The following is a 25,639-nucleotide window of genomic DNA, read 5'->3' as shown; positions in this document are numbered from 1 at the left end:
GACTGCTTCTCCGTTCTCAGGGGTGCGGGGGCGGACGGTCTCGGAGTGGCAGGGTCTGGTGAAGCGCTTCCGTGAAGCGCTTACCGAATGCCGTTCGGTATCTCGTACAAAAATTTTCGTGCCGGGAGGTGGCGTCAGCCCGCGTAGGGTTCGGGCACCGCTCCCGGGCGGGCCAGGAAGCGGAAGTCGCAGCCGGTGTCGGCCTGGGTCATCTGCTCCTGGTAGAGCGCGCCGTAGCCGCGCTCGTAGCGGGGCGGCGGGGCCGTCCAGCGCGCCCGGCGCCGTGCCAGCTCGGCGTCGTCCACCTCGAGCCGCAGCACCCGCGCCGCGACGTCGAGGGTGATCGGATCGCCGTCGCGGACGAGCGCGAGCGGGCCGCCGACATACGACTCGGGCGCGATGTGCAGCACACAGGCCCCGTAACTGGTGCCGCTCATCCGGGCGTCGGAGATCCGCACCATGTCCCGCACCCCCTGCTTGAGCAGATGGTCGGGGATCGGCAGCATCCCGTACTCGGGCATTCCGGGGCCGCCGAGCGGACCCGCGTTGCGCAGCACCAGGACGCTGTCCTCGGTGATGCCGAGACCGGGGTCGTTGATGGTGGCCTGCATCGTCCGGTAGTCGTCGAAGACCACGGCCGGGCCGCTGTGTTTCAGCAGCCGGGGCTCGGCCGCGATGTGCTTGATGACGGCGCCGTCGGGGCACAGATTGCCGCGCAGCACCGCCACTCCGCCCTCCTCCGCCAGCGGGCGGTCGCGGTCCCGGATCACCTCGGGGTTGTGCACCAGGGCGCCGGCGAGCTGTTCGCGCAGTGTGGGGTGGGCGACGGTGGGGCGGTCCAGGTGCAGGACGTCCGTCAGCCGGGAGAGGAAGCCCGGGAGGCCGCCCGCGAAGTGGAAGTCCTCCATCAAGTACCGGCCGCCGGGCCGCAGATCGGCCAGCACCGGGACGGTACGGGCGATCCGGTCGAAGTCGTCGAGGGTCAGCCGGACCCCGGACCGGCCCGCCATGGCGATCAGATGGATCACCGCGTTGGTGGAGCCGCCGAGGGCGAGCACGGTCGCGACCGCGTCCTCGTACGCCTCCCGGGTGAGGAGCTCCGAGAGCCTGAGATCCCGCCAGGCCAGCTCGACCACGCGTAACCCGGAGGCGGCGGCCATCCGGTCGTGTCCGGAGTCCACGGCCGGGATGGACGAGGCGCCGGGCACGGTCACGCCCAGCGCCTCGGCGGCGGCCGTCAGCGTGGAGGCGGTGCCCATCGTCATGCAGTGGCCGGGCGAGCGGGCCAGCCCCCGCTCCAGCTCGGAGATCTCGCAGTCGCCGATCAGCCCGGCCCGCTTGTCGTCCCAGTACTTCCACATATCGGTGCCCGAGCCCAGCACCTCGTCGCGCCAGTGCCCCGGCAGCATCGGCCCGGCCGGGACGAAGACCGCCGGGAGGTCGGCGCTGGCCGCGCCCATCAGCAGCGCCGGGGTGGACTTGTCGCAGCCGCCCAGCAGCACGGCGCCGTCGACCGGGTACGAGCGGAGCAGCTCCTCGGTCTCCATGGCGAGGAGGTTGCGGTAGAGCATGGGGGTGGGCTTCTGGAAGGTCTCGGAGAGCGTGGAGACCGGGAACTCCAGCGGGAAGCCGCCCGCCTGCCAGACCCCGCGCTTGACCGCCTGGGCGCGGTCGCGCAGGTGCACATGGCAGGGGTTGATGTCGCTCCAGGTGTTGAGGATCGCGATGACCGGCTTGCCCAGGTGCTCCTCGGGGAGATAGCCGAGCTGGCGGGTGCGGGCCCGGTGGCTGAAGGAGCGCAGGCCGTCGGTGCCGTACCACTGGTGGCTGCGCAGCTCGTCGGGGCGCTTGCGGGTGCTCCGTCGCGTGCTCATACCGACCACCCCTCGACGATCGCGGCGACTTCCGCGCGCCTCGGCTCGGGCAGCGGCTTGCTCGGGGCGCGGACGTCGCGCCGGCACAGCCCCATCGCGGCAAGCGCTTCCTTGACCACCGTGACGTTGTTTGCGGACTGCCGCTCGGCCCTCAAGTCCTCGAACCGCCGGATCTGCTCCCACACCTTCATGGCGCCCGGGTAGTCCCCGGCGCGCAGTGCGCCCAGCATGTTGAGCGAGACGTTGGGGGCCACGTTGACCAGCCCCGAGGTGAAGCCGGTGGCGCCGACCGCCCAGTACGAGGGCGCGTACAGCTCGGCGAGCCCGGCCACCCAGACGAACCGGTCAAGACCGGCGTCGCGCGCCACCGCGGCGAAGCGGGTGGCGTCGTGGACCGCGTACTTGACCCCGATGACGTTGGGGCACGCCTCGCCGAGCCGGGCGATCGCCGCGCCCTCGATGAGCGGATTGCGCAGATACGGCACCACGCCCAGTTCGGGAACGGCCTCGGCGATGGTGCGGTGGTAGTCGATCCAGCCGTCCTGGGCGACGTACGGATGCACCGGCTGATGGACCATCACCATGTCGGCCCCGGCGGCGCGGGCGTGGCGGGCGGCCTCGACCGCGGTGGCCGCGTCATGGCCGACCCCGACGAGGACGGCGGCCCGCCCGGTGGCCTCCTCGACGGTCAGCTCGGTGACCAGCCGCCGCTCTTCGAGGGTGAGGGCGTAGAACTCCCCGGTGTTGCCGTTCGGGGTGACGGCCTTGACCCCGCCGTCGAGGAGCCGGCGGAGCAGGGCGCGATAGGCGGCGCGGTCCACGGCGCCCTCCGCGTCGTACGGCGTCACCGGGATCGCCACGACGTCCGCGAGCGCCGTCCTCAGCGGTGAGTAGTCCATACGAACCCTTTCTCTCGATGGTCGGCATCGGGACGAGCTGTTCGGATGGTGCTGAGTGCTGACTGCTGACTGCTGAGTGCTGGGGTCGGCGGCCGGGGCCGCCGGGTGCTACTCCGCGTCCGGGAAGGCGCGCCGGACGAAGGAGGCGATGTGCTCGTGCAGTGCGCGGGCGGCCCCGTCGGCGTCGCCGTCGAGCGCGCGGGCCAGGATCTCCCGGTGCTCACGGGCCTCCCGCTCCCAGGAGGGCACCGCCTGCCAGGCGATGGCGGACACCAGCGCGGCCTGGTCGCGCAGTTCGTCGAGCATCCGGGTCAGCAGGGGGTTGCCGCAGGGAAGGTAGAGCGCCCGGTGGAAGTCGCGGTTGGCGAGCGACCGCCCGGCCGGATCGGCGGCCGCGTCCGACCGCTCCAGCGCGGCCCCCGCGGCCTCCAGCCCGGCTCGCGCGGCCACGGTCCGGCGCAGCGCCTCGGGCTCCAGGAGCAGCCGCACATCGTAGACGGCGTGCGCCATCGCGGTGTCCACGGTCCTGACGGTGGCCCCCTTGTACTCGCTCATCACCACGAGCCCCCGCCCCGCGAGCGTCTTGAGCGCCTCCCGCACCGGCGTCTTGGACACCCCGAACTGCGCGGCCAACTCGGCCTCCACCAACGCCTGCCCGGGCCGCAGCCCCCCGGTGAGAATCGCGTGCTTGACCGCCTCCAGCACGTACTGGGTGCGGGAGGGGATGGGGCTCGGGGCAACGTCCATGGATGCTCTCAGATCTCACATATCGCGTCTCATATATGACATACGAAGTACAACGCGATGAAGTTAGGGCGGCTCCAGGGGTTCGTCAACGGTTCTGACAAAACTCGCGCATGACGGTCGTTCACCCGCCCCACGGCGCCTCAGCGCGCCTCCGTCGCCGATAGCGTGACCCGGATGAGGGTGGGATCCGCGGCCACGCGGCTGATCGTGCTGCGCGGCAACTCCGCGTCCGGCAAGTCCTCCGTCGCCGCCGGGCTCCGCGCCCGCTACGGACGCGGCCTGGCGCTGGTGGCCCAGGACAATCTGCGCCGGGTCGTGCTGCGGGAGCGGGACCGCCCGGACGCGGCGAACATCGGCCTCCTCGACACCGTGACCCGCTACGCCCTGGACCACGGCTTCCACGCCGTGGTGGAGGGCATCCTGTACACCGCGCACTACGGCCCGATGCTGGACGCCCTCTGCCGCGACCACCTGGGCCGCACCCACGCCTACTACCTGGACGTCCCGTTCGCCGAGACGCTCCGGCGGCACGCCACGAAGCCGCAGGCGGACGAGTACGGGGAGCGGGAGATGCGCGACTGGTACCGGCCGCTGGACCTGCTGCCGGGCGGGGTCGAGACCGTGATCCCGGAGACGAGCGCGCTGGAGGAGACGGTGGAGCGGGTGATGCGGGACGCGGGGTGGTCGGCGCCGCCCGAGGCCGACGGCGGGGTGCCCACCGCGCCGCCGGCGTAGAGCACGAACAGGGCGGCGGTACCGGCCAGTTCGCCTCCGCCCGCGCGCTCGCGCACATACAGGGAGATGAACGCGCTCAGCCCGACGAAGACGATCGAGCGGCACATGATGGCGCCGGACAGCCGGAGGAAGGAGGGCCAGTCGTCCCGCCCCGCTCCCCCGCGGCTCGCCCGCGCGGGCCCGGCCGCCGCGTCCGGGGCCCTGAGCGCCCGTAGCGCGGCCGCGCACAGGGCGGCTCCGGCGACGGCGGGGACGGCCAGCAGCGGGGAGGCCCGCAGACCGCCGGTGGCGATGACGGCGGCGACCGCGTGCGGCGCGGCGGCGAAGCCGATGTTGCCGCCGAGGGAGAACCAGCTCATCGCGGTGTGGCTGCCCCGGCTGGCGAGCCGGGCCACCCGGGCGGACTCGGGGTGGTACGCGGCCACGCCGATCCCGGGGACGGCGACCACCGCCAGGGTCGCCGCGTAGGAGCCGGTGACCCCGCTCAGCGCCACCCCCGCGCCGCCCACCAGCGTGCTCACCGGCAGCAGCCACGGCATGGCCCACCGGTCGGTGAGCGCCCCGAACAGCGGCTGTACGACGGACGACAGCAGCGAGGCCGCCAGGACGACACCGGAGGCGGCGGCGTAGCCGTAGGCCCGTTCCGAGACGAAGAACGGCACCAGCGCGGCCACCGCTCCCTGGTAGACGTCCACGCAGGCGTGTCCCAGGGACATCAGCGCGATGGGCCTGCGGTGGGAGGTGATCCATTTCGTCGACACCCTTCGATCGTGGCGATGCCACGGGGTGTCGCGCTTCCGATAATCCGCCGGGCCGTCCCGGAAACCCGCCAAAGGGCGACGGGTCCCCGGGAAGGGCTCAGCTCAGGTCGGCCAGGGCCGTGCGGACGGCCGCCAAGTCCTGGTCGGAGGCCAGGCCCGCGTGGTACAGACGGAGTTGGTCCGCGCCCAGTTCCACCGCGTGGGCCGCGTCCCGGGCCAGCGTCGCCGGGCTGCCGCCCATCCCCGCCACCACCGTGAAGTTGGCGGCGAGCACGGTCCGTTCGGTCCGGTACGGGACGAACGGCGACAGGACCCCGGAGCGCGCTGCCTCGCCCCCCGTGCAGGGCAGTACGACTCCGTCGGCCTGGGCCAGCACATCGGCCGGGTCCACGCCCACGTTGGCGCCGAGCCGGTGCGGGGCCGGGTCGGCGTGCAGCAGGACCTGGAAGTCCTCGTCCGCCGCGGCCCTTACGGCGGCCACGGCCTCGGCCCGCAGACCGCTCGCGATCCGGTCGCGCCAGGCCGCGAAGAGCGCGGCGTGGTCGGCGCCGAGCAGCTTCTCGACCTCCGCCCACTCCCCCGCGCGGTCACCGCCGTCCGCGGTCGTCTCGCCCGCCCACACCGGCCGCAGGGCGCGCACGACGAGCTCGCGCAGCTCCTCGGGGTCGGCGCCCAGCTCGGCGTAGCCCGCCTCGCAGCTTTCGCAGAAACACAGCGACATCAGATACTGGCCGGCCCCGCCCAGCGGCACCCCGCCGATCTTGTCGTGGGCGTGCAGATGGGCCAGCCCGTACCAGCCGCAGGACTCCAGCTCGGTACCGCGGGCGCCGGGCCGTACGGCGGCCTCGGCGGCCAGGTCCACCAGATAGGCGCGCACCTCGGGGCGGGCGATGCACGGCGCCCATGGGTAGCGGTCGCCATAGGCGTTGCGCACGGTGATCCCCGGATGCTCCTCGCCCAGCCGGGTGTTGTGGGCGAGCACCACCCAGGTGTGGACCTCGAGACCGGCGTCGGCCAGCGCGGCGGCCGCCTCGCCGTACGGATCGTCGCCCGGCACCCACGACTGCTCGTACGGCCGCAGCTCGCGCCCCTGCCAGCGCTCCGCGCTCGGCGGGTAGAGCACGGCGGCGTGGCGGGCGGTGACGATGCGGTGGCCGGGGTGACGCGGGGTCAGGGCCCGGGTGGAGTGGTAGGCGGCGGCCAGCGTCACCTGCTGGACGCCGAGGGCGGCGATGCGGCGCGCGGCGTCCGGGTCCCCGACGACGTCCCAGGGGTAGACGAAGGCGGAAGCCCTCACCTCGCCTCCCCGTCCCCGGTCCCGTCCTTGTCCGCGCCCCCGTCCGCCTCCCCGACCAGCGCCATGCCGCGCTCGATCAGCTCGGCCAGCTCCTTGACATGGGCGGCGCTGGGCTCGCTCAGCGGCGGCCGCACCTCGCCGACGTCCAGCCCGCGCAGCCGGACCCCCGCCTTGACCAGCGACACCGCATAGCCGCGGCCCTGGTTGCGGAGTTCGACCAGCGGCCGGTAGAAGCCGTCCAGCAGCTTGTTGACGGTCTCGTCATCGCCCGTCATGAGCGCCTTGTGGAAGGCGAGGGCGACCTCGGGAACGAAGCAGAAGACGGCGGAGGAGTAGAGCGTCACGCCGATGCCGCGGTAGGCGAGGCCGGTCAGTTCGGCGGTCGGCAGCCCGTTGAAGTAGCGGAAGCCCTCGTCGGGGGCGTCGGCCCGCACCGCGCTCACGACGCGCTGCATCAGGTCGAGGTCGCCGATGCCGTCCTTGAGGCCGATGATGCCGGGCACCTTGGCGAGCCGGGCCACGGAGTCCGGGGCCAGGACGGCGTTGTCCCGCTGGTAGACGATGATGTCGAGGTCGGTCGCGCCCGCGAGGGCGCTGTAGTGGCGGATCAGCCCCTCCTGATCGGCCACGACCAGATACGGCGGCATGGCGAGCAGCCCGTCCGCACCGGCCCGCTCGGCCAGCTTGGCGTACTGGATCGCCAGCGCGGTCCCGTACCCGGCGCCCGCGACCACCGGCACCCGCCCGGCGGCCTCCTCCACGGCGACCACGACGCAGTCGTGGAACTCCTCGGGCGTCAGGGCGTGGAACTCGCCCGTGCCGCAGCACGCGAAGACGGCGCCCGCCCCCGCCTCGATCCCGGCGCGGACGTGCGCGCGGTAGATCTCCAGGTCCAGGGCGCCATCGGGACCGTAGGCGGTCACGGGGAAGAACAGCAGTCCGTCAAGGCGCTCGGCGAGTGAAGCTGAGGTCACGGGCTTCTCCCTGTCGTGTACACCGACCCGCCGTCACCCACCGACGCAGTGTGCACGTTTCTGATCGTCATCTACATTCGTGAACAGGTTCACCGTAAGGCAGCCATCGGCCGCCGGTCAAGGGCGCCAACCGGGTGACGCCATTCACCCGACGCGGAATTCGTCGGCATCGCGCCACCCTTGACGGCCCATTCGCCGATCCCTACGGTGTCCATGAATCTGAACCACATACATGAATAAAAACCGCATACGCAAGAGCGCTCCGCGCAACAACCCCATAACGCGCTATCCCCTACGGAGGATCCGCCCATGCCCGCTCCCCGCACCGTCCTCCTCACCGGCGCCGCCGGCGGCATGGGCACCTTGATGCGCGAGCTGCTGCCGCCGTACGGATACCAGCTGCGGCTGCTCGACCAGCTCCCCATCGAGGGCGAGCCGGACGCGATCACCGCGGATCTGTCCGACCGGGACGCCCTGCGCGAGGCCGTGCGGGGCGTTGACGCGATCATCCATCTCGCGGGTATCTCCCTGGAAGCCCCGTTCGAGAAGATCCTGCGGGCCAATATCGAGGGCACGTACAACGTGTACGAGGCGGCGCGCGAGGCCGGGGTCCGCCGGATCGTCTTCGCCTCCAGCAACCACGCCGTGGGCTTCACCCCGCGCCCGGTGGGGGACGACCCGCTCATCCCGCTCGACACCCCGCGCCGCCCCGACACCTACTACGGGCTGTCGAAGGCGTTCGGCGAGGATCTCGCCTCGTTCTACTGGGACAAGCACGGCATCGAGACGGTCGCCATCCGCATCGGCTCCTGCTTCCCCGAGCCGACGACGGTCCGCATGCTGTCCATCTGGATGAGCCCGGCGGACGGCGCCCGGCTCCTCCATGCCGCCCTTACGGCGGAGAACGTGGGCTACACCATGATCTACGGCAGCTCGGCCAACACCCGCCTGTGGTGGGACCTCTCCTCGGCCCGCGCCCTGGGGTACGAGCCGCAGGACGACTCCGAGCCGTACGCCGCGAAGCTGATCGCCGAGCAGGGCGAACTGGAGCCGGGCAACCCCGACCACGAGTACATCGGCGGCTCGTTCTGCACCAACCCGCCGATCTGGCCGCGTTGAGGTTTTCGGGCGGGCTCGTGTGCGCAGGGGTGCCGCTTACCGAGGCGAGGTGGCTTTTGAGCATGGGTCCGGAGGTGGGGGGCGGGGCGCCGCCGCCGGCCGCCGGGCCGGCGGGATGTCGGGGCCGTGGCGGCTCGGCGACGTGGGAGGAGCGGCTCTCTGTCCGGAGTGCGGACCGGCGGGACCCGGGGCGGCCCCTCCGGGTACCCCCGCAAAAAACGCTTGATCTGGCGCAACTAATTTGTCAAGCAATTCCGAGAGGGGTACCCCACCCCGGGCCATCCGGAGGACGGTCCGGCATCGGGCCCCGAGCGATCCGCCAGTCCGGCAACGGCCCCCGGCCCCCGAGCACGGAGGCCGCCACCGGGCTCCGCCCCCACCGGCCCGGCGCCGGCGACGAGCGCCGGACCCCCACCCGCCGACCCATGCTCAAATGCGCCGAAGGCGCGAGACGGCGCCGCACCCGACCGAGCCGACCAGCCCTGACGCCCCCAAACCGCTCAGCCCGCCGTCTTGGCCCACTCCTCCACCGTCGTGATCTCGGCCTGCGACGGAAACACCCTCTCGGTGAGCAGCCGGTGGACCTCCGGGTCCGGGTCGTAGCAGGCGTCGGACAGCACCGTGAGCCGGAAGTCCAGGTCGGCGGCCTGGCGCAGGGTGGACAGGACGACGCCGCTGGTCGCGACGCCGGTCAGGACGAGATGGGTGATGTCACCGGACCGCAGCACCACATCCAGGTCGCTGCCGGCGAACGCGCTGACCCGCCGCTTGGTGACCACGACCTCGTCCGGCCGGGGCGCCACAGCGGCATGGATGGCGATTTTGGGGTCGCCCTCGGTGTAGAGACCCTGCGGCAGGGCGCCGAAGATCTTGTTGCGGGCCGAGGCTTCGGGGCGGCCGGAGCGGAAGCCGACGGTGACGTACACGACGGGGATTCCGGCGCTACGGGCCGCGTCGACCGCGCGGCTCACGCGCGGCACATAGCCGGGGTCCTGGACGCGGGCCACGATGGCCTCCTGGACGTCCATCACGAGCAGAGCCGTCTTGTTCGCATTCGCGTTCATGTTCATGTTCATGAGGCCTTTCGCTGCTGCGGTTGTTGCGCGGAAGAGGAATCGTCGGACCCGATACGGCCGAGCGAGCGGTCCACGAGCGTCAGCGCCAGACACAGACCGGTGATGGCGAGCATGAACCAGGCCAGGCCGTGCAGCCCGCCGGTGTCGGCGCGGGCGCCGAAGAAGGCGCCGTTGGCGCTGGAGGCGACGATCGCGCCGAGGTAGAAGAAGGTGCGGAGCAGCCCCGCCGAGGAGCCCATCCGCTCCAGATCGGCTTGGTGGTAGACCGAGTTCTGCAGGGCGAGGTTCATCAGCCCCTGCGGTACGCCGAAGACGAGCCCGACCACGATCAGCAGCCATATCGCGCTGTGCGGCCGCAGCGGGAGCAGCAGGACGCAGCCGACGATCTGCCCCACGGCCCCCACCAGCAACTTGCCGCGCACGGCGGCGCGGCGGCCGGTGGCGGTGGACACCGCGATGCCGGTCAGGAACAGGGGCAGTTGGGCGAGCCCCGCCTGTGAGGCCGTCAGCCCCCGGCCGTCCTGGAGCCACTGGGTGTAGCCGTACAGAAAGACGTACGAGACGACGGAGACGAGGAGCGCGCGGGCGTAGGTGAGCAGCAGGGGCGCATTGCCGCCGAACACCCGCAGATCGATGAACGGCTCCGCCGCCCGCAGTTCCCGCACCGCGAACCCGGCCGCCGCCACCGCCATCAGCACCGGCAGATACCACCGATCGGCCCGGGGCTCCATCAGGAACAGCAGCAGCGAGACGAGCATCGCGGCGAACAGCCCCATGCCGATCAGATCCAGCCGGACGCGCTCGCCGGTGCGCTCCGCCAGGGGCCGCTCCTTCGGCAGACGCCGTACGCCGAGGATCAGACCGGCCACCGCCAGCGGGATGTTGACGGCGAACGTGGAGCGCCAGCCGCCCAGCCCGATCAGCAGTCCGCCCAGGGGCGGTCCGATGACGGCGATGGTCTGGCTGGCGACCGCGAGCGTGGCGAGGATCCCGGCGGGGCTCTCCTGGCCGGTCCGCCGGGCCTCCCCGCGGATGAGGTACATCGCGGCCGGATAGCCCGCGCAGGTGCCGAACCCGAGCACCACCCGCGCGACGATCAGCGTCCCCAGGTTCGGGGCGAACAGACCGATCAGCCCCGCGATCCCGGTCAGTGCCGCCCCGGCGAGGAACAGGCGGCGCGGTCCGTAGAGGTCGATCAGCCGGCCCATGACCGGCTGGCCTATCGAGGTGGCCAGATAGAGCGCGGAGACCAGCCAGGCCGTCCGCGCCGGCGGTGCCCCGAACGCGGCGCCGATCGGCACCAACGACACGGAGATGATGGAGGAGTTGACCGGGTTCAGTACCGAACCCAGCATCATCGGCGCCAGCAGCCTCCGGTCGAAGGCGCTCTCCGCGTCCGCCCCGCCCTTCTTTCGTCGTGTCAGCCGCTCGATCATGCGCGGCTGAGCCGGTCCAGCAGGGCCAGCGCCTCGAGGATGGTCTGCCGTTCCGCTTCCGTGTAGCCGCTCTCCAGGGCCCGGGCGAGCCATTCCTCGCCCGCCCGCCGCTTGTCGTCCAGGAACGCGCCGCCGGTCTCGCTCACCGAGACCAGCTGCCGCCGCCCGTCGTCGGGATCGGGGCGCCGCTGGATCAGCCCGCGCTCGTCCAGCGCGGCGAGCGTGGCCGCCATCGACTGCGGCCGTACGCGCTCGGCCGCCGCCAGCGCGCTGGCCGAGGCGGGGCCCTCCTTACTGAGCCTGCTGAGCGCGGACGTCTGCGAGGGGGTGAGTTCCTCGAGGTCGTACGACTCCTTGACCCGCCGCCGCAGTCGGCCGATCACCACACGGATCTCATGCGCGGCGCGCACGGTGGACGCGGACATGCCGCCGGGGGTCTCTGCCATGCCCCGCACGATATTTTCTTCAGTCCAAACTGTCCAGTTCAAACTGAACAGATTGGACTGTCTATCTACTCGGCGAAGGCATCGACCCCCGTGAGTTCCGCCGACAGCGCCCACAGCCGCGCCGCCCGCTGCGGATCGGTGACCCAGGCGCTCACCCCACTGCCCAGTTCGGTGCCCTCCGGCGCGGGCCCGGCGATGTCGCAGTCCTCGCAGTACACGCCGCCCATGCCCGCGAGCCGGGGCGAGGTCGCCGCCCAGACCTGGGTGGCCGCACCCTCCTCGGGCGTCTTCCAGCCGACATTGGTGGAGCTGGCGTCGATCGTTTCACTCAGCCCCGCCAGTTCCTCCGGGGACATATGGCGCCCCAGCTGGGTGGCGGGTCCGCGAGGTCCATCTCGGCGACCTCGACGCCCTCGATCCCGCCGAGCGCTTCGACGGCGGTCGAACGCCGCCGCGCGGGCACGACGACGCGGGCCCCCGCACCGGCGAGAGCCCGCGTCGTCTCCAGCCCGAGCCCCGAATAGCCCCCGGTCACGAGCGCGAGCTTCCCGGACAGATCAATGCCCGCGAGAACGTCGCTCGTCGTACTGCGCACCCCGAAACCGGTGCCGATCGCATGCTGCTTGGTCGTCATGCCCGGAACGTACGGTTTGGAGCGCGCTCTAGGTCAAACGACGCCCCGCGCGAAGGCGACGAAGTCGCTCCACGCGGTCACGGGGAACGTAAGGTTCGGCCCGTCGGTGTTCTTGCTGTCCCGCACGTGCACGGTGCCTCGGCGGCATGCGGCAACCTCGACGCACTCGCCGCCGTTCCCTGCGCTGTAGCTGCTCTTACGCCAGTCCATGGCGACCTCAACGCACTCGCCGCCCGCACCGCTGCTGTAGCCGCTCTTGAACCACGCCAGTTCGCGTATATCCCTGCTCATAGCTCCCCCAGCAATTTCTCGACCAAGGTCAGCGACTCTCGAGGAGTGAGAGCCTGGGCACGGATAATCCCATAAGTCGCTTCGAGTTCCCGGACCGTGTTCCGCTCGGTGTGCAGTCGGCTGGTGCTCTGCACCTCCGCATACGCAGTCCGCTGCCCAGATCCAGTCTCCATCAGCGTGAACGGGCCAGCCAGACCAGCATGTTCCTCCCGGCCAGTAGGCATCACTTGGATCACCACGTGCCGTTTCTGCCCGATGAGCAGGATCTGCTCAAGCTGACCGCGAAGGACGCTGTCACCACCGAACGGGCGCTGAAGCACCACTTCTTCGATCACGAAGCTCATGAGCGGGGCGGGAACCCGCGAAAAGATCTCTTGCCTAACCAGCCGCGAAGCTACCCGTTGCTCGATCGTGTCGTCGTCCAGCAGGGGGCGCCACATGGCACACACCGCCCGTGCGTAGTCCTCCGTTTGCAGGAGACCAGGAACGGCCTGTGTCGCATACACGTGAAGCTCCACCGCCTGTCCCTCCAGACGAGCCGTGTTTCGGAAGAACGCCGGATACCGAGCCCGCGCCACCTCCCCCTTCATCGCCTTCAGCAGGCCCCCGGCGCCCAGCACCTCGTCCGCCTTGTCGATCAGCTCCGGCTTGGGGATGCGCCGCCCCTGTTCGACCGCCGCGATCTGGTCCGCGCCGTAGCCGACCCGCGAGCCCAGCTCCGCCTGCGTGAGCCCGGCGCGCTCCCGTAAGAGCTTGATCTGCAGGCCGAAGCTCTTGATGAACGCCCCGGAATCCTCCCCGTCCGGCAACTCCGGTCGCCCCGCACTCGCCATATGCCATCACCTCCGCCGCGCCGACCGCAGGTCACGGTCGACAACCCCGACACCAAAACCGCCGCGCCCTACAGACACGCTCCGTAGTTACGCGCTTCCTGGTCAGGCTAGGCACACCCCCGCAAGGCTCGTGCCCATGACGACCGAAAATGCCCCCTCACGAGGTACGCGGCCGGGACAACCAGCGCCCGCGCCGGGCGAGTTCGCCATGCGCTTCACCTCGACGCCTCGCGGTGCGCGACTCGCTCGGCGACTCGTGTCACACCGGCTCGCCGCGTGGGGCTACCCATACGATTCCGGCCCCAACGAGACCACGACCCTGATCGCCAGCGAGTTGGCCGCCAACGCCGTACGGCACGGCCGCGTCCCGGGGCGGGACTTCCACGTACGGCTGACCGCACCCCTGGGCGGCGACGCGTCCGGGACGATCCGTATCGAGGTGTCGGACACCCGTACCGAGAAGCGGCCCGCGCTCATCGCCGCCGCACCCGACGCCGAAACCGGACGCGGCCTGTATCTCGTCTCGCGGCTCGCCGAGCGCTGGGCGGTCGGGCCCCGCTCCGGCGGCGGGCCCGGGAAGACCGTCTGGGCCGAAATCGCGACCGAGGCCAAACCGTCCGGCCCAGGCTCAGGCCCTGGCCCGCTCCAGCGCCCGCAGGGCTAGCTCACGCGCGATGCCGACCGGATCGCCGACCACCGAAAGACCGTTCAGCACCGTGGCCCCCTCGTGGAGCAGCAGCAGTTCGTCCGCCAGCTGGTCGGGGGCCGTCACGCCCGCCTCCTCGCACAGCCGCCGCAGATAGCCCCGCAGCCAGTGCTTCTGGTCGGCGACGACCTGCCGGGCCGGATGCGCGGCGTCCGGCAGTTCGGCCGCCGCGTTGACGAAGCCGCAGCCGCGCGGGTTCTCGCGGCGCACCCACTCCGCGAGCGCGTCGAACGTGGCGAGGGCACGATCCGCCGGGGGCGACTTCTCGACCTCGGCGGTGAGCCACGCCCGCCACCGCTCATCGCGCTCCCGCAGATACGCGGCGACCAGCGTTTCCTTCGAGCCGAAGCGGTCGTACAGCGTCTTCTTGGTGACTCCGGCGCGCTTGGCGATCAGATCCACGCCCACCGCGTTGATCCCCTGCCCGTAGAAGAGCTCGGCGGCGGTGTCGAGGATGCGGCGCGCGGCGGGGGTGAGCGCTTCCATGCCGTGATCACCTCCGGGTGAAGGGTTGACGTGTATACCGATCTGTTTAGTCTAGTGGATGAGGGAGTAAACAGACCGGTATACCCGGAGTCTGAACCGACCCGGAACCCCAACCCAGAACGAGGAACGCCCCATGCCCGTCAGCGCCGCCGTCACCGCCATCGGCCTCGTCGTGATGTGGAGCTCCGGCTTCATCGGAGCCGAGCTCGGCACCCGGGAGGCCGCCGCCGACACCCTGCTGATGTGGCGCTTCCTCGCGGCGGCGGCGGTCCTGGGCGGCGCCTGGGCGCTGCTGAGGCGCCGCAGACTCAGCCCGCGCGCCGTGGCCGAGCAGGCGGTGATCGGAGCGCTTTCGCAGGGCGGCTATCTCGGCGGGATCGTCTGGTCGGTCGGGCTCGGCGTACCGTCCGGCACCTCCGCGCTGATCGCCGCGTTGCAGCCGCTCGCGGCGGGCGCGCTGGCCGGGCGGCTGCTCGGGGAGACGGTCGGCCCGCGCCAGTGGGCGGGGCTGGGCATCGGCCTCGGCGGGGTCGCGCTCGTCGTCCAGGGCGATCTGTCGGCGGGCCCGGCCGCCCCGGCGTGGGCGTACGGGCTGCCCTTCGCCGCCATGGCGGCGCTGCTGGCCGCGAGCTTCCTGGAGCGCAGGGTGCGGGCGCCGCTCGACCCCGTGGACGCCATACCGCTGCACTGCCTGGTCAGCGCCGCGCTGTTCACCGGGGTCGCCGTGGCCGGGGGCCATGCCGCACCCCCGGCGGGCGGGAGCTTCTGGGCCGCGGTGGCCTGGACGGTGCTGCTCTCCACGGTCGGCGGCTACGGCTTCTACTGGCTGAGCCTGCGTCGCAACGGCGTCACCCGCACCAGCGCGCTGATCTACCTCACGCCCCCGACCACGCTGGTGTGGGCGTACGCGATGTTCGGGGACGCGCCCGGGTGGACCGCGCTCGCGGGCATGGCGGTGTGCGTGATCGGGGTGGTGGCCACCACCGCGCGGCGCCGCCCCGACCGGTCAGCGCGGCTCGCGTCAGCGCAGCTCGCGGAGGGTCCGGTCCGTGATCGAGCGGTGCCGCGAGTCCGCACCGCGGCCGAGGAGATCACCGGCTCCGCGCGGCTCGGAGACAACTCCCGCGCAGCCGGCTCATGACGACGGGCCACCGACAGCCGGACGGGGCCGGCGCGGTGGGGCAGGTCACGGCCGACCGCGCCGGGACAGGGCACGGCAGAAGTCACTCCGCAGGTCAAGGAACCGTAAAGCGGGGACGTTCGTTACCCCGGGCATGACCGCTATGACACCCGGCTCGAACCTCCCCCTCTCCGTCGCGCGCGTGGCGGTTGACGTCACCGCCCCGGTGCGGCTCGACGTTTCGGGCCTGCTGCTCACCACCAACGGCAAAGTGCGTTCCGACGACGACTTCGTCTTCTACAACCAGCCCACCGGACCGGGTGTGACCCACCGCGCCGGGGCGGCGGGCGCGGGCGACACCATCACGGTGGACACCGCCGCCGTCCCCGCCGACATCGAGAAGATCGTGGTGACCGCGAGTCTGGACGCGCCCGGGGCGACGTTCGCGGGCACCGAGCCGACCGCCACCGTGCGCGGCGCGGACGACGGCGCGGTGATCGCTTCCTTCACCCCGCCGCGGCTGGGCAACGAGACCGCGCTGGTGATCGTGGAGGTGTACCGGCGCAATGGGGCGTGGAAGGTGCGCGCGGTCGGGCAGGGGTACGCCAACGGTCTGGCGGGCATCGCCACCGACTTCGGCGTGACGGTCGAGGAGCCCGCCGCCCCGGCCGCCCCCGCCGCCCAGATGCCGCCCCCGCCGAGCGGCCCGCCGGCCGGTTTCCAGCCCCCGCCGCCCATGCCGTCCGCTCCCCCGGCCGCGGCGCCCGCCGTCCCCGCGGCCCCGGCCACCGGGAAGATCAACCTGGACAAGGGCCGGGTCAGCCTGCAGAAGAACCAGACGGTGTCCCTGGTCAAGGGCGGCCGTCCGGTGCTCAGCTCGGTGCGGATGGGCCTGGGCTGGGAGCCCGCCTTCCGCGGCAAGGACATCGACCTGGACGCGTCCGTGATCGCCTTCGGTGTCGACCGCAAGAAGATCGACGCCTGCTTCTTCGGCAAGCTGGCCATCCTCAACGGCGCCATCCAGCACTCCGGCGACAACCTCACCGGTGAGGGCGGAGGCGACGACGAGTCCATCACCGTCCACCTCGGTGGCCTCCCGTCCGAGGTCACCGGTCTGGTCTTCACGGTCAACTCCTTCTCCGGCCAGAAGTTCACCGATGTGGCCAAGGCGTACTGCCGCCTCCTCGACGCCCAGACCGGCGAGGAGCTGGTCCGCTTCGACCTCACCCACGCCGAGCCGCGAACGGGCGTGATGATGGCGAAGATGATCAAGCAGTTCTCGGGTGAGTGGGAGATGACCGCGATGGGCGAGTACGTGGACTCGCGCACCGTCCGGGGCATGGCCAAGCCCGCCGGCAAGGCCCTGTAAGGCCGGCTGACCGGCGGCGGCAGCTCGAGCGGGACCGCCGTGCCGAGCCGACCGCCCGGTACGAGGCCGAGCACGGGGCACTGAGCCGGGCCGAGCACGGGGCACTGAGCCGGGCCGAGCACGGGGCACTGAGCCGGGCGGAGGTCAGCGCGGCGCGGGCGCTTCCGCGTCATCGCGGACGCCCGGCCCAGGCCCACCGCTCGGCATGCCCGCGCCCGGTGACGCACCGGCCGGTACGGCAGAACCGGAACCCGGGCCGGAGCCGCCCGACAGCCCCGCCACGCGGGCCAGGCGGCGGTAGGAGTCCAGCAGGGCCTCGCGGTCGTAGGTGCTCGTCGTGACCAGGACCTCGTCGGCGTCGCTGCGCTCGATCAGTTCCTCGAGCGCGGCGCCGACCTCGTCCTCGGTGCCGTACAGCTGACCGCGCAGACCGCTCTCGTAGAAGCCGCGCTCCTTCTCGGTCATCTCACGGGCCTCGATCTCGGAGACCGGGGCCAGCGGCGGGAAGACGCCGTGGGTGCGGGAGTGGGCCATCGACCAGGCCTCGGGGAGCAACAGCCGCCGGGCCCGCTCCGTGGTGCCGGCGACCGCGACATTGCCCGAGACGACGACGTACGGGGCGGAGGACCACGCCGAGGGGCGGAAGCCCGCGCGGTAGCGGTCGATCGCGCGCAGCATCTCGTCCCGGCCGCGCAGATCGCCGATCACCAGGGACAGTCCGGCCCGCGCCGCCAGATCCGCGCCGGCGCCGGTGGCCAGGACGAAGACGGGCAGCCGCAGCCCCTCCGCCGGGTGGGCGTGGACCTGGGGGTGGGCGTCCTGCTCGCCGGTGAACCAGCCGAGCAGCTCGTCCAGTTGGGCGCCGAAGTCCCGCGCGGCGTCCTTCTCGGCGCCCAGGGCGCGGCGGATGCCGTCCGTGAAGCCGACTGACCGGCCCAGGCCCATGTCGATCCGGTCCGGGAAGAGGGATTCGAGCACCCCGAACTGTTCGGCCACGACCAGCGGACGGTGGTTCGGCAGCATCACACCGCCCGTGCCCACGCGGATGCGGACCGTCGCCGCCGCGACGGCGGACGCCAGCACGGTGGGGGCCGAACCGGCGACGCCGGGCACGCTGTGGTGCTCGGAGACCCAGAAGCGGTGGTAGCCGAGCGCCTCGGCCTGCTGCGCGAACCGTACGGTGTCGCGCAGCGCCTGCGACCGCTCCCGCCCCTGGCGGGTGCGGGAGCGGTCCAGGATGGAGAAGGGGGTGGTGCGCAGGCGTGAGGTCACGCTCACGTCAACGCATCCCCCGCCCGGGACGATTCCCCCGGGCCATGGGCCTCAGCGCTGGCGGCGCCAGGGGCCGGTGATCGCGAGCATGATGCCCGGCACCTGGATGTTGGCGTACAGCGTCGAGCCGTCGGGCGAGAAGACCACCCCGGTGAACTCGCTGAACTCCGGCTCCTCCGCGCTGCCGATGTTGAGGTCGTTGCGCGCGATCGGGTACGTCCGGCCGTCCTCGGTGGCGCCGAAGAGGTGCTGGATGCCCTCGCCGTCCTCGGCGATGACCAGACCGCCGTACGGCGAGACGGTGATGTTGTCCGGGCCGTCGAAGGCGCCGTCCTTCGACGGGTCGGGGTTGACGCCCAGCAGCACCTTGAGGGTGAGGGTGCGGCGCTTGGGGTCGTAGAACCAGACCTGGCCGTCGTGCTGGACCGGGCTCTCGGCACGGGCGAACGAGGAGACGATGTACGCGCCGCCGTCCGCCCACCACATGCCCTCCAGCTTGCGGGCCCGGGTGATCTCGCCGTCCTTGAACTGCTTGCGCACCGGCACCGACTTCGCGTCGCGGTCCGGCACCGGCTCCCAGTCCACGCCGTAGACCGTGCCGGTCTTGGTGGCGCGGGACAGGTCGTCCACGAAGTTGCCGCCCGAGTCGTAGCACTTGGGCGCCTGGAGCACGCCCGCGTCGTCGGCCAGCGTCGCCAGCTTGCCGCGGCCGTGCTCGAAGCCCTTCGGCGGAACCCAGCGGTAGAACAGGCCGTTCGGCTTGGAGGCGTCCTCGGTGAGGTAGAGGTCACCGCGCTTGGGGTCGACGACAACGGCCTCGTGGGCGTACCGGCCCAGCGCCTTGATCGGCTTCGGGTCACGGTTCGCCTTGCGGTCGTGCGGGTCGACCTCGAAGACGTAGCCGTGGTCCTTGGTCATGCCGTTCTGGCCGGCCTTGTCCTCGGTCTCCTCGCAGGTCAGCCAGGTTCCCCAGGGGGTGCGGCCACCGGCGCAGTTGGTCGAGGTGCCCGCGATGCCGACCCACTCGGTGACGTGGTCGCCGTGCTTGGCGACCTCGACGACGGTGCAGCCGCCGGAGGCCGCCGGGTCGTAGACCAGGCCCTCGGTCAGCGGGACGGGGTGCGGCCAGTTGGAGCGGGGGCCGGCCAGCTCATGGTTGTTGACCAGCAGCGTCGCACCGCGCGAGCCCTCGAAGGTGGCGGTGCCGTCGTGGTTGGACGGAGTGGACTCGCCGGACTCCAGCTTCGTCTCACCGGTACGGGTGATGATCTTGTAGCGGAAACCCTTGGGAAGGGCCAGGATGCCCTTGGGGTCCGCGATGAGCGGACCGTAGCCGAGGGACGAGCCGCCGTGGCTCTCGGCGCCCACGACGCCCTCCTCGGTCGCCTCGGCGGCGAGCGCACCGGGTGCGGTGGCGAGCACCCCCGCACTTCCGACCAGGGCGAACCCGGCCCCGGTGTACGCGGAACGCCGCGCGAAGTCTCTTCGGCTGAGCGACATGTGATCTCCCGAACGCAGGATGGTGTCCTCCGGACTGCGGCCATACGTTCCCGTCCCCGGCCGAACATCAGTTGAACGGCGCGCGACATCAACGGACGAATGGCCGCCGATCCCTTATACGGCGCGGAAAGCGTTACGGCTCTAGGCGGAGACGATTACTCCACGTCCGCGGGCGTCACGCCCCGCCTCCCGCGTGCCCGCGCGGCCGGCGCCTCCGGGGACCGGCGTCGCGCTCGCGGAAGGCGGCACGGGCCCGGACCCGGTGGACCCGCGGGCCCGGACCCGGTGCACCCCGCGGTGCGGCTACGCCCGGGAGCGGGCCTTGAAGGCGGCCTTGCGGGCCTCCTTGGCGGCCTTCTTGTCCGGGTGCAGGCGGCCCATCGCCTCCAGGACGTCCGCCGTCGCCGGGTGGTCCACCCGCCAGGCCGAGTCGAAGAAGCTGCCGGACTGGTCGACCAGCCCCCGCACCAGGTCGCGCAGCTCCGCCGAGTCGCCCTCGGAGGCGAGCTGGGCCGCGAGGGTGTCCACGGTGAGCCAGAAGACCATCTCCTCCGACGGCTCCGGGACGCCCGACACCCCGTTCTCGGCCAGCCAGACGCGGGCCAGCCCGCCCAGGTGGCGGTCGTCGAGCACCTCGCGCAGGGCGGGCTCGGCCTCGATCCCGGCCAGCGAGAGGGTCTGCTGGCAGGTGAGGCGGCGCAGCGGCGCGGCCTCGTCGTCGCCGCGGGCGGCGGCCAGCAGTTGGCGGGCGGCCTCCTCGGGCGTACGGCGGGCCAGCCACTGCTCGGCCTCGGCCTGCGCGGCGGGCTCGGGGTGGCCGGGGAGGGCGTCCAGCAGGATGTCGGCGCCCTTGTCGGCCAGGTCGCCGACGGCCGGGGCGTCGATGCCCGCCTCGAGCATCCGGGCCCGTACGGCGTAGACGCCGAGCGGGGTGAGCCGCACCATGCCGTAGCGGGAGACGTCCTCGTCCTCGAGCTCCTGGGCCGTCTCGGGCTCCTGGATCCGGCCCTCGCCGTCGACCTCCTGGATCAGCGCCTCGTCCACCGGCTGGTAGTCGACGAGGCCGGTCGGGGCGAGCAGCCGGAACTGGTCGTCCAGCCGCACCATCGCCTCGGAGACCTCTTCGAGGATGTCGTCGGTGGGCTCGTCCATGTCCTCGGGGACGATCATGGAGGCGGCGAGCGCGGGCAGCGGTACGGGGGCCGCGGCGGCCTCCTCGTCCAGGGCGGTCAGCAGATAGAGGTTGCCCAGCACCCCGTCGAGGAACTCGGCCTCCTCCTCCGGGTTCCAGTCGAGCGCGTCGAGGTCGAGCTCACCGCTCTCGCCGATCTGGGCGGCGATGTCGCTGAGGTCGGGGGCGGCGGCGTCGGCCAGCACCGTCTCGAAGCCGTCCAGCCAGATCTCCAGGATGTCGCGGGGGCCGCCCCCGGTGATCTGCCGCAGCTCCTCGCCGCCGGTCGCTACGGCGGAGAACTCGTCCTCGGCCGTCGCCTCGCCGTCCGCGCGGTCGCCGTCACCGTCGCCGTCGGCCCCCGCCGGCTCCTCGATCTCGACCAGCCCGGTGTCCACCGCCAGCTGCCACGCCTGCGCCGCGTACAGCGGCCCGTCCTCGTCCCCCGCGAGCTCCAGCAGCTCGGTCGCCTCCCGCAGCTCGCCCTCCGGCAGCGCCCCGCCCGACGCCACCGGCTTCCCCCGCTCGGCCCAGCGGGCGAGCCGGACCGCGCGGGCGAGCAGCGGCGCGGCGAGTGCGTCCCGCGCGAGTTCCGCGTCGGTGCGAAGCCGCACGGGTGGCATGGTGGGGCGCTCTTCTGGCATGGGCGGACGTCACTCCTCGAGGGCACGGAAGTCGCGGGCGCGGAGGGCGCGGGCGCGAATGCGGGGCTGTGCGGCTATGCGGCTGTGGGTCCATGGGTCCACGGGACCGTGGGGCCATGGCGGTACGGCGGTGCGGGGTGTACCGGCGCGGGTGCGCGGATACGGCCCGGACCCCAGCGTAGACGGAACGGGACGGCACTTTCGTCCCGATGTGGTCTGCGCCCCGCCCCGCGCCCCCTCCCGCACCACATCCCGCCGCCCTCGTTCACGTTTCCGTCCCCCTTCCGCCATGCCCGGGTCATCCGTACTCCCTTGACAACTTCCGTGGCGAGGAAAGACATTGACGCGCGTAGAGGCGTACTCCTCGCCGTTCACTCCTTTCCGGAGGCCACCACCATGCCCCTTCGCGCCCCGCGCGGACCCGTAGCCCTCACCGCCGTCGCCGCCTCCGCCCTCGCGGCCGGGCTGCTCGCGGTGCCTTCGTCGGCCTCCGCCGCCGAGGTCCGCATCCATGACATCCAGGGCAGCACCCGGATCTCCCCGCTCGCCGGACAGCAGGTGAGCGACGTCCCCGGCACGGTCACGGCGATACGGGCCTTCGGCTCCTCGCGCGGCTTCTGGATCCAGGACACTCGGCCCGACAAGGACGCCGCCACCAGCGAGGCCATCTTCGTCTTCACCGGGTCGACCACGCCCTCGGTCGCCGTGGGCGACTCGGTGCTGGTCTCCGGGACGGTGACCGAGTACTACCCGGGCGGCAAGGACGCCGGCGGGCAGTCGCTCACCGAGCTCTCCAAGGCGACCTGGACGGTCCAGTCCTCCGGCAACGCGCTGCCCGCCGCCTACCGGCTCGACCCCGCCACGATCCCCGACCGCTACGCCCCGGACGCCGGTGGCGACTCCATCGAGGGGCTGACGCTGCGGCCGCGCTCCTACGCCCTGGACCGCTACGAGTCGCTGGAGGGCATGCGGGTCTCGGTCGAGAACGCCCCCGTGGTCGGCGCGACCAACACCTACAAGGAGCTGTGGGTCACCGCCGAGCCCCACCACCAGCGCACCGCGCGCGGCGGCGCCCTCTACAGCTCGTACCGCGACCCGAACGCAGGCCGGGTGAAGGTGGTCTCGCTGCTCCCCTACGCCCAGCACCCCTTCCCGGTGGCGGACGTCGGCGACGCGCTGACCGGCACCACGGCCGGGCCGTTGGACTACGACAACTTCGGCGGCTACACGATCGCGGCCACCGCGATGGGCGAACTGGCCGACCACGGCCCGCGGCGGGAGACCACCCGCAAGCAGAAGGCGGACGAACTCTCCATCGCCACCTACAACGTGGAGAACCTCTCCCCCAAGACCGCCCAGTCGAAGTTCGACCGGCTGGCCACCGGTCTCGTGGAGCATCTCGCCTCGCCGGACATCGTCGCGCTGGAGGAGGTCCAGGACGACAACGGCGCGACGAACGACTCGGTCGTGAGCGCCGACGCCACGCTGAAGAAGCTCACCGACGCGATCAAGACGGCGGGCGGCCCGGCGTACGAGTGGCGGCAGATCAACCCGGTGGACGACCAGGACGGCGGCGAGCCGGGCGGCAACATCCGCGTGGCGTTCCTCTACAACCCGGAGCGGGTCTCCTTCACCGACATCCCGGGCGGCGACTCCACCACCCCCGTGAAGGTCGAGAAGAAGGACGGCAAGGCCACGCTCTCGGCCTCCCCCGGCCGTATCGACCCGGCGAACGACGTCTGGAAGGCCAGCCGCAAGCCGCTGGTCGGACAGTTCTCGTTCCGAGGCCACCCGGTGTTCGTGGTCGCGAACCACTTCAACTCCAAGGGCGGCGACCAGGGCCTGGACAGCCGCTTCCAGCCCCCGGCCCGCTCCTCGGAGACCCAGCGCACCGGGCAGGCCACGGCCGTCAACACCTTCGTCAAGTCGCTGCTGAACGCCGACCCGAAGACGTCGGTGGTCGTCGCGGGCGACCTCAACGACTACCAGTTCTCGCCCGCGCTGGCCGAGCTGACCAAGGGCGGTGTGCTGACCGACCTGGTGACCCGGCTGCCGAAGGACGAGCGCTACGGCTATGTCTACAACGGCAACTCGCAGGTGCTGGACCACATCCTGACCAGCAGCGCGCTGCGCCGTGCCGACTACGACATCGTGCACATCAACGCCGAGTTCTCGGACCAGTCCAGCGACCACGACCCGCAGGTGGTACGCGTGCGCCCCTGAGCGGAACGGGGTGCGGGGGCCGCTGCCCCCGCACCCCGCGACGAAACCCAGCGCGCCCAACCTCAGTTGTGGCTGTGCAGCGCCTCGTTCAGCCCGCCCCAGGAACCGGTCCGGGGCAACGCCTCGACCGTGCCGGTGATGGAGTTGCGGCGGAAGAGGAGGTTGTTGACGCCGGAGAGCTCCAGGGCCTTGACGATCTTGCCGTCCGGGAGCGTGATGCGGGTGCCCGCCGTGACATACAGCCCCGCCTCGACGATGCAGTCGTCGCCGAGCGAGATGCCCAGGCCCGCCTCGGCGCCCAGCAGGCAGCGCTCGCCGATGGTGATCGTCTGCTTGCCGCCGCCGGAGAGGGTGCCCATGATCGAGGCGCCACCGCCGATGTCGGAGCCGTCGCCGACCACGACGCCCGCGCTGATCCGGCCCTCGACCATGGAGGTGCCGAGCGTCCCGGCGTTGAAGTTGACGAAGCCCTCGTGCATGACCGTGGTCCCGGGGGCGAGGTGGGCGCCGAGGCGGACCCGGTCGGCGTCGCCGATGCGGACGCCGGCGGGGACGACGTAGTCGGTCATCCGGGGGAACTTGTCGACACTGGTCACCGACAGCTGCAGCCCCTCGGCGCGGGCGCCGAGCCGGGCCCGCTCCACCTGGTCGGCGGCGACCGGACCGAGCGAGGTCCAGGCGACATTGGCGAGCAGGCCGAACTGGCCGTCCAGGCTCAGGCCGTGCGGCTTGACCAGCCGGTGGCTGAGCAGATGCAGCCGCAGATAGACGTCGTGCGCGTCCCTGGGCTTCTCGTCCAGCGAGGCGATGACCGTGCGGACGGCGACGACCTCGACGCCGCGCCGGGGGTCCGGTCCGACCGCCTTGAGGGCGGTCTCGCCCAGCAGCTGGGTGGTGCGCTCGGCGTCGAGCCGCTCGGTCCCGGCCGGACCGGGCTCGGCGGTCAGCTCGGGGGCCGGGAACCAGGTGTCCAGGACGGTGCCGTCCTCGGTGAGGGTGGCGAGACCGGCGGCGACGGCGCCGGTGGGGGCGGTAGTGGGTGCATCGGTCATGGTCAGAACGCTAACCGGAGCCGGGCCCGGGAGGCGAACCGGTCTCAGCGAGCGATCTCCGAGACCCACCTCGGCGACTCGCCTCAGCGACCCGTCGCCGAGACCTCTCAGCCGGTCACCCGCTCGAACGCCGCCCGCGCCTCGTCCCGGTCGAACGGGCGGCCGGTCAGCAGCAACTGCAACAGCAGCCCGTCGAACAGCGCCACCGTCGCCCGCGCGATGCCGAGGTCGCCGGTGCGGCGGACGACCTGGGCGGCCGTGTCATCGAGGTACGCGGAGACGATCGGCCGCACCGGGGTGCGGCGCAGGGCGGCAACGTACAGCTCGTACTCCAGCTCCAGCCGCTTCCGGTTCCGCTCCAGCAGCCGCTCCATCAGGCCCGCCATCGCGTCCGCGAGCGGCATCTCGGAGGCCGTATCGCGCTCCCAGTGCTCCATATCGGCCACCCACTCGGCACTGAGCTGCTCCAGGGCGGCGACCAGCAGATCGTCGAGGGTCGCGAAGTGGTACGTGGTCGATCCGAGCGGCACATCCGCCGCGGCCGCCACGGACCGATGGCTGAGCGCCCCGATGCCATGCTCCCCCACCACCGCGATCGCGGCGTCGATGATCCGCTGCCGCCGCTCGGGGTCGTAGCGGCGGCCCATCAGTGGGCGCCGTTCAGATTGAGCACCACCACTCCGGCGATGACCAGCAGCACGCCGAGCACCTTGGCGGCGGTCATCGCCTCCCCCAGGAAGAGCATGCCGATCGCGGCGATCACGGCGGTCCCGGCCCCGGCCCATATGGCGTAGGCGGTACTGACGGAGATGGTCTTGAGCGTGTGCGCGAGCAGCGCGAAGGACAGCAGATAGCCCGCTCCGGTGGCCAGCGAGGGCCACAGCTTGCTGAAACCCTCGGTGTATTTCATCGAGGTGGTCGCCAGGATCTCGGCCAGGATGGCCCCGGAGAGCGTCACATATCCCATGCGTACA

23 protein-coding genes and 2 pseudogenes are annotated in these 25,639 nt (G+C 72.0%); 6 read left to right on the top strand and 19 right to left on the bottom strand.

The window, feature by feature from the left end:
• Window positions 1-134: 134 nt before the first annotated feature.
• The 3 genes from araD to NP777_RS12285 all read right to left on the bottom strand — a co-directional run bounded on the left by araD (window position 135) and on the right by NP777_RS12285 (window position 3,520).
• On the bottom strand, window positions 135-1,874 hold the full coding sequence (araD, locus tag NP777_RS12295; protein ID WP_256650152.1) for an L-arabinonate dehydratase: 1,740 nt from the start codon (window positions 1,872-1,874) through the stop codon (window positions 135-137).
• Entirely contained in the window at window positions 1,871-2,773 is a 903-nt protein-coding gene (locus tag NP777_RS12290; protein WP_256650151.1) for a dihydrodipicolinate synthase family protein, read from the bottom strand. Before NP777_RS12290 ends, araD begins: the two co-directional genes overlap by 4 nt.
• 108 nt (window positions 2,774-2,881) lie before the next feature.
• The gene (locus tag NP777_RS12285) at window positions 2,882-3,520 is read right to left on the bottom strand and encodes a GntR family transcriptional regulator (protein ID WP_256650150.1); all 639 of its coding nucleotides are present in this window, start codon (window positions 3,518-3,520) and stop codon (window positions 2,882-2,884) included.
• Window positions 3,521-3,694: 174 nt separating this feature from the next.
• Here NP777_RS12285 and NP777_RS48485 point away from each other — a divergent pair.
• A pseudogene (locus NP777_RS48485) lies at window positions 3,695-4,015 on the top strand (kinase); the annotation flags it as partial.
• Here the strand turns inward: NP777_RS48485 and NP777_RS12280 are convergent.
• From NP777_RS12280 to NP777_RS12270, 3 genes are all read right to left on the bottom strand, one after another.
• Window positions 4,012-4,971, bottom strand: coding sequence for an MFS transporter (locus tag NP777_RS12280; RefSeq protein ID WP_256650207.1), 960 nt, complete (start codon window positions 4,969-4,971; stop codon window positions 4,012-4,014). The pseudogene NP777_RS48485 and the gene NP777_RS12280 sit on opposite strands and share 4 nt — an antisense overlap.
• Window positions 4,972-5,113: 142 nt before the next feature.
• Complete coding sequence (locus NP777_RS12275) at window positions 5,114-6,313, bottom strand: hypothetical protein (protein WP_256650149.1); 1,200 nt, start codon at window positions 6,311-6,313, stop codon at window positions 5,114-5,116.
• Window positions 6,310-7,287, bottom strand: coding sequence for a 5-dehydro-4-deoxyglucarate dehydratase (locus tag NP777_RS12270; protein WP_256650148.1), 978 nt, complete (start codon window positions 7,285-7,287; stop codon window positions 6,310-6,312). Before NP777_RS12270 ends, NP777_RS12275 begins: the two co-directional genes overlap by 4 nt.
• Before the next feature lie 309 nt (window positions 7,288-7,596).
• Here NP777_RS12270 and NP777_RS12265 point away from each other — a divergent pair, with 309 nt between their 5' ends.
• Window positions 7,597-8,406 (top strand): NAD-dependent epimerase/dehydratase family protein, encoded by an 810-nt coding sequence (locus NP777_RS12265; protein WP_256650147.1) that lies wholly within the window; start codon window positions 7,597-7,599, stop codon window positions 8,404-8,406.
• Window positions 8,407-8,906: 500 nt separating this feature from the next.
• Here the strand turns inward: NP777_RS12265 and NP777_RS12260 are convergent, their stop codons facing one another.
• From NP777_RS12260 to NP777_RS12230, 6 genes and pseudogenes are all read right to left on the bottom strand, one after another.
• Window positions 8,907-9,470: a cysteine hydrolase family protein gene (locus NP777_RS12260; RefSeq protein WP_256650146.1), complete on the bottom strand. Its 564-nt coding sequence runs from the start codon at window positions 9,468-9,470 to the stop codon at window positions 8,907-8,909.
• An 8-nt stretch (window positions 9,471-9,478) separates the two neighbouring features.
• A complete protein-coding gene (locus tag NP777_RS12255) occupies window positions 9,479-10,918 on the bottom strand; it encodes an MFS transporter (RefSeq protein ID WP_256650145.1) in 1,440 nt (479 codons plus the stop codon).
• Complete coding sequence (locus NP777_RS12250) at window positions 10,915-11,343, bottom strand: MarR family winged helix-turn-helix transcriptional regulator (protein WP_391858489.1); 429 nt, start codon at window positions 11,341-11,343, stop codon at window positions 10,915-10,917. The genes NP777_RS12255 and NP777_RS12250 overlap by 4 nt, the downstream gene beginning before the upstream one ends.
• 86 nt (window positions 11,344-11,429) lie before the next feature.
• Window positions 11,430-11,998: pseudogene (locus NP777_RS48480) on the bottom strand (SDR family NAD(P)-dependent oxidoreductase).
• Between the two features lie 33 nt (window positions 11,999-12,031).
• On the bottom strand, window positions 12,032-12,289 hold the full coding sequence (locus tag NP777_RS12235) for a DUF397 domain-containing protein (RefSeq protein ID WP_256650141.1): 258 nt from the start codon (window positions 12,287-12,289) through the stop codon (window positions 12,032-12,034).
• Entirely contained in the window at window positions 12,286-13,122 is an 837-nt protein-coding gene (locus NP777_RS12230; protein WP_256650140.1) for a helix-turn-helix domain-containing protein, read from the bottom strand. Before NP777_RS12230 ends, NP777_RS12235 begins: the two co-directional genes overlap by 4 nt.
• A 256-nt stretch (window positions 13,123-13,378) precedes the next feature.
• On the opposite strand from NP777_RS12230, the gene NP777_RS12225 reads away from it, so the two are divergent.
• A complete protein-coding gene (locus NP777_RS12225; protein WP_391858485.1) occupies window positions 13,379-13,786 on the top strand; it encodes an ATP-binding protein in 408 nt (135 codons plus the stop codon).
• On the opposite strand, the gene NP777_RS12220 is transcribed toward NP777_RS12225, so the two are convergent.
• On the bottom strand, window positions 13,751-14,314 hold the full coding sequence (locus NP777_RS12220) for a TetR/AcrR family transcriptional regulator (protein ID WP_256650138.1): 564 nt from the start codon (window positions 14,312-14,314) through the stop codon (window positions 13,751-13,753). The genes NP777_RS12225 and NP777_RS12220 overlap by 36 nt on opposite strands.
• A 133-nt stretch (window positions 14,315-14,447) precedes the next feature.
• Here NP777_RS12220 and NP777_RS12215 point away from each other — a divergent pair, with 133 nt between their 5' ends.
• Together NP777_RS12215 and NP777_RS12210 are read left to right on the top strand one after the other, a co-directional pair.
• On the top strand, window positions 14,448-15,455 hold the full coding sequence (locus NP777_RS12215) for a DMT family transporter (RefSeq protein WP_256650137.1): 1,008 nt from the start codon (window positions 14,448-14,450) through the stop codon (window positions 15,453-15,455).
• A 142-nt stretch (window positions 15,456-15,597) separates the two neighbouring features.
• Window positions 15,598-16,803 (top strand): TerD family protein, encoded by a 1,206-nt coding sequence (locus tag NP777_RS12210; RefSeq protein WP_256650206.1) that lies wholly within the window; start codon window positions 15,598-15,600, stop codon window positions 16,801-16,803.
• Between the two features lie 144 nt (window positions 16,804-16,947).
• On the opposite strand, the gene NP777_RS12205 is transcribed toward NP777_RS12210, so the two are convergent.
• The 3 genes from NP777_RS12205 to NP777_RS12195 form a co-directional block, all read right to left on the bottom strand.
• Window positions 16,948-18,075 carry an LLM class flavin-dependent oxidoreductase gene (locus NP777_RS12205; protein WP_256650205.1) on the bottom strand — a complete coding sequence of 376 codons (1,128 nt, stop codon included), beginning with the start codon at window positions 18,073-18,075 and terminating at the stop codon, window positions 16,948-16,950.
• A gap of 51 nt (window positions 18,076-18,126) precedes the next feature.
• On the bottom strand, window positions 18,127-19,575 hold the full coding sequence (locus tag NP777_RS12200) for an alkaline phosphatase PhoX (protein ID WP_256650136.1): 1,449 nt from the start codon (window positions 19,573-19,575) through the stop codon (window positions 18,127-18,129).
• Between the two features lie 303 nt (window positions 19,576-19,878).
• On the bottom strand, window positions 19,879-21,390 hold the full coding sequence (locus tag NP777_RS12195; protein WP_256650135.1) for a hypothetical protein: 1,512 nt from the start codon (window positions 21,388-21,390) through the stop codon (window positions 19,879-19,881).
• A 396-nt stretch (window positions 21,391-21,786) separates the two neighbouring features.
• On the opposite strand from NP777_RS12195, the gene NP777_RS12190 reads away from it, so the two are divergent.
• Window positions 21,787-23,613: an endonuclease/exonuclease/phosphatase family protein gene (locus NP777_RS12190; protein ID WP_256650134.1), complete on the top strand. Its 1,827-nt coding sequence runs from the start codon at window positions 21,787-21,789 to the stop codon at window positions 23,611-23,613.
• A 62-nt stretch (window positions 23,614-23,675) separates the two neighbouring features.
• On the opposite strand, the gene dapD is transcribed toward NP777_RS12190, so the two are convergent.
• The 3 genes from dapD to NP777_RS12175 all read right to left on the bottom strand — a co-directional run bounded on the left by dapD (window position 23,676) and on the right by NP777_RS12175 (window position 25,632).
• Complete coding sequence (dapD, locus tag NP777_RS12185) at window positions 23,676-24,665, bottom strand: 2,3,4,5-tetrahydropyridine-2,6-dicarboxylate N-succinyltransferase (RefSeq protein ID WP_256650133.1); 990 nt, start codon at window positions 24,663-24,665, stop codon at window positions 23,676-23,678.
• 107 nt (window positions 24,666-24,772) lie between these two features.
• Window positions 24,773-25,312: a TetR/AcrR family transcriptional regulator gene (locus NP777_RS12180; RefSeq protein WP_256650132.1), complete on the bottom strand. Its 540-nt coding sequence runs from the start codon at window positions 25,310-25,312 to the stop codon at window positions 24,773-24,775.
• Window positions 25,312-25,632: a DMT family transporter gene (locus tag NP777_RS12175; protein WP_256650131.1), complete on the bottom strand. Its 321-nt coding sequence runs from the start codon at window positions 25,630-25,632 to the stop codon at window positions 25,312-25,314. Before NP777_RS12175 ends, NP777_RS12180 begins: the two co-directional genes overlap by 1 nt.
• Between the last annotated feature and the right edge of the window lie 7 nt (window positions 25,633-25,639).

The sequence above is a fragment of the Streptomyces rugosispiralis genome, from assembly GCF_024505145.1.
Classification (GTDB): domain Bacteria; phylum Actinomycetota; class Actinomycetes; order Streptomycetales; family Streptomycetaceae; genus Streptomyces; species Streptomyces rugosispiralis.
Note: the sequence above shows the minus strand (reverse complement) of the source record. Positions and strands in the feature narration are given on the sequence as shown.

What these genes read in the sequence shown, in the direction of transcription:
- araD (WP_256650152.1), bottom strand. Translation starts at nt 1,874, where the DNA reads ATGAGCACGCGACGGAGCACCCGCAAGCGCCCCGACGAGCTGCGCAGC.
- NP777_RS12290 (WP_256650151.1), bottom strand. Translation starts at nt 2,773, where the DNA reads ATGGACTACTCACCGCTGAGGACGGCGCTCGCGGACGTCGTGGCGATC.
- NP777_RS12285 (WP_256650150.1), bottom strand. Translation starts at nt 3,520, where the DNA reads ATGGACGTTGCCCCGAGCCCCATCCCCTCCCGCACCCAGTACGTGCTG.
- NP777_RS12280 (WP_256650207.1), bottom strand. Translation starts at nt 4,971, where the DNA reads ATGTCCCTGGGACACGCCTGCGTGGACGTCTACCAGGGAGCGGTGGCC.
- NP777_RS12265 (WP_256650147.1), top strand. Translation starts at nt 7,597, where the DNA reads ATGCCCGCTCCCCGCACCGTCCTCCTCACCGGCGCCGCCGGCGGCATG.
- NP777_RS12260 (WP_256650146.1), bottom strand. Translation starts at nt 9,470, where the DNA reads ATGAACGCGAATGCGAACAAGACGGCTCTGCTCGTGATGGACGTCCAG.
- NP777_RS12255 (WP_256650145.1), bottom strand. Translation starts at nt 10,918, where the DNA reads ATGATCGAGCGGCTGACACGACGAAAGAAGGGCGGGGCGGACGCGGAG.
- NP777_RS12250 (WP_391858489.1), bottom strand. Translation starts at nt 11,343, where the DNA reads ATGTCCGCGTCCACCGTGCGCGCCGCGCATGAGATCCGTGTGGTGATC.
- NP777_RS12235 (WP_256650141.1), bottom strand. Translation starts at nt 12,289, where the DNA reads ATGAGCAGGGATATACGCGAACTGGCGTGGTTCAAGAGCGGCTACAGC.
- NP777_RS12230 (WP_256650140.1), bottom strand. Translation starts at nt 13,122, where the DNA reads ATGGCGAGTGCGGGGCGACCGGAGTTGCCGGACGGGGAGGATTCCGGG.
- NP777_RS12220 (WP_256650138.1), bottom strand. Translation starts at nt 14,314, where the DNA reads ATGGAAGCGCTCACCCCCGCCGCGCGCCGCATCCTCGACACCGCCGCC.
- NP777_RS12215 (WP_256650137.1), top strand. Translation starts at nt 14,448, where the DNA reads ATGCCCGTCAGCGCCGCCGTCACCGCCATCGGCCTCGTCGTGATGTGG.
- NP777_RS12210 (WP_256650206.1), top strand. Translation starts at nt 15,598, where the DNA reads ATGACACCCGGCTCGAACCTCCCCCTCTCCGTCGCGCGCGTGGCGGTT.
- NP777_RS12200 (WP_256650136.1), bottom strand. Translation starts at nt 19,575, where the DNA reads ATGTCGCTCAGCCGAAGAGACTTCGCGCGGCGTTCCGCGTACACCGGG.
- NP777_RS12195 (WP_256650135.1), bottom strand. Translation starts at nt 21,390, where the DNA reads ATGCCAGAAGAGCGCCCCACCATGCCACCCGTGCGGCTTCGCACCGAC.
- NP777_RS12190 (WP_256650134.1), top strand. Translation starts at nt 21,787, where the DNA reads ATGCCCCTTCGCGCCCCGCGCGGACCCGTAGCCCTCACCGCCGTCGCC.
- dapD (WP_256650133.1), bottom strand. Translation starts at nt 24,665, where the DNA reads ATGACCGATGCACCCACTACCGCCCCCACCGGCGCCGTCGCCGCCGGT.
- NP777_RS12180 (WP_256650132.1), bottom strand. Translation starts at nt 25,312, where the DNA reads ATGGGCCGCCGCTACGACCCCGAGCGGCGGCAGCGGATCATCGACGCC.
- NP777_RS12175 (WP_256650131.1), bottom strand. Translation starts at nt 25,632, where the DNA reads ATGGGATATGTGACGCTCTCCGGGGCCATCCTGGCCGAGATCCTGGCG.